The following is a 258-nucleotide window of genomic DNA, read 5'->3' on the forward strand; positions in this document are numbered from 1 at the left end:
ATGGATCTACAACAGTTACATTTGAAGATGGAACAACAGCTCCATTAACACCAGATAAGACAGTAGTGGAAGCACAATCAAATGGATTAATCGATCCTCCAACAGTTGAAATCCCAGAATTCAACGGTGCAGTAAATGGAGAACTTCCAGATCCAGTAGAATTACCTAAAGTTAAGTTAATCATCACTAAATGGATTGATGAACAAGGTAATGAATTGAAACCAGCAGATGCGAAAGCTCCAGCAGTATTAGGTGAAG

1 pseudogene is annotated in these 258 nt (G+C 38.4%); it reads left to right on the forward strand.

The annotated features are described in order from the left end of the window. Positions 1 to 258 (forward strand): annotated as a pseudogene (locus ADI58_RS11550) (hypothetical protein); the annotation flags it as partial.

Source organism: Streptococcus mitis, from assembly GCF_001074635.1.
Classification (GTDB): domain Bacteria; phylum Bacillota; class Bacilli; order Lactobacillales; family Streptococcaceae; genus Streptococcus; species Streptococcus mitis_E.